Origin of the sequence: Allobosea sp. CER48 (assembly GCF_044752385.1) — a bacterium.
GTDB lineage: Bacteria > Pseudomonadota > Alphaproteobacteria > Rhizobiales > Beijerinckiaceae > Allobosea.
This window is the reverse complement of record NZ_JBIWYK010000680.1, coordinates 1-1,300: the sequence shown is the minus strand read 5'-3', so window position 1 is coordinate 1,300 and position 1,300 is coordinate 1. Positions and strand designations below refer to the sequence as shown.

At 68.5% G+C, this 1,300-nt stretch carries 2 protein-coding genes; both read left to right on the top strand.

Annotated features, from left to right (window positions below):
• The first annotated feature begins 7 nt into the window (after window positions 1-7).
• Window positions 8-682: a L,D-transpeptidase gene (locus tag ACIPIA_RS16525; RefSeq protein ID WP_465246967.1), complete on the top strand. Its 675-nt coding sequence runs from the start codon at window positions 8-10 to the stop codon at window positions 680-682.
• Window positions 683-823: 141 nt separating this feature from the next.
• Window positions 824-1,273 carry a ribose 5-phosphate isomerase B gene (gene rpiB / locus ACIPIA_RS16520; protein ID WP_400511060.1) on the top strand — a complete coding sequence of 150 codons (450 nt, stop codon included), beginning with the start codon at window positions 824-826 and terminating at the stop codon, window positions 1,271-1,273.
• The last annotated feature ends 27 nt before the right edge of the window (window positions 1,274-1,300 follow it).

The window sequence follows — 1,300 nt, the reverse complement described above, 5'->3', positions numbered from 1 at the left end:
CGGCAAGATCGAGGAAATCGCCCTGCTGCGGGCGCGCGCGGGGCTTGTCAGCCGCCGGTCGTTTCTGGCCGGGTCGGCCGTCGGCCTCGGCGCGCTCGGGCTGGGTGGCTGCGCGGCGACCGACGGAATGAGCCTCGCCGAGGCGCAGCAGGTCTACGGGCCGGTGCCCACCGAGAAGTTCCCGATCCCGGGAGTCGACGTCACCAAGGTCGACCCGAAATATTTCCGCAAGATGGTGCGCTACGAGACCAGGGAAGCGCCCGGCACGATCATCGTCGACCCCGCCAATTACTACGTCTACCGCATCGAGGAAGGTGGAAACGCCACCCGCTACGGCGCCAATGTCGGCCGCGACGGCTTCCGCTGGAGCGGTGACGCCTATGTCGGCCGCAAGTCGGAATGGGCGACGTGGACGCCGCCGAAGGAAATGATCAAGCGCCAGCCCGAGGCGGCCAAATATGCCCGCGGCATGCCCGGCGGCCTCGACAACCCGCTCGGCGCGCGCACGCTCCATCTCTATCAGAATGGCGCCTACACGCTCTACACGATCTATGCCTCGAGCGATCCGGAGACGATCGGGAACGGCATTACGAGCGGCTGCGTCGGGCTGCTCAGCCAGGACATGATCCACCTGTATGACCGCACGCCGGTCAAGACCAAGGTGGTCGTCCTGGCGGCCTAGGCCGGCGGCTCCGATCCCTGTCCGGGGCTGCCCAGCGGGCAGCCCCGGATCGTCAGGGCCGTGGCTGCGGCGATGCGAGAGGCGCGCGGTCCGGCGCGCCCACGCCGCCAGGCCGACCTCGGAAAGCGGAATGACATCTCCTTGACGGCCAGCAATCGCATCGTCCTTTCCAGCGATCACGCTGCCATCCCGCTCCGGCAGGCCATCGCCGCCCATGTCGCAGCCCAGGGCTGGGCGGTCGTCGACATCGGGCCGACGACGCCGGAGAGCACGCATTATCCCAGCCATGGCGAGGCGGCGGCGCGGCTCGTCGCGTCCGGCGATTGCCGGCTCGGCATCGTCCTGTGCGGTACGGGCCAGGGCATCATGATGGCCGCCAACAAGGTCAAGGGAATCCGTTGCGGCGTCTGCACCGACACATTCTCCGCCCGGATGATCCGCCGGCACAACGACGCCAACATGCTGTCGATCGGTGCGCGGGTCGTGGGCGAAGGGCTCGCGTTCGACATCGTGGACGCTTTCCTGACCGCAGAGTTCGAGGGCGGCCGGCATGCGACGCGCGTGGAGATGATCGGGGCGCTGGAGGAGTAGCGCCGCTGCATCCGATCGGTTCGGCAG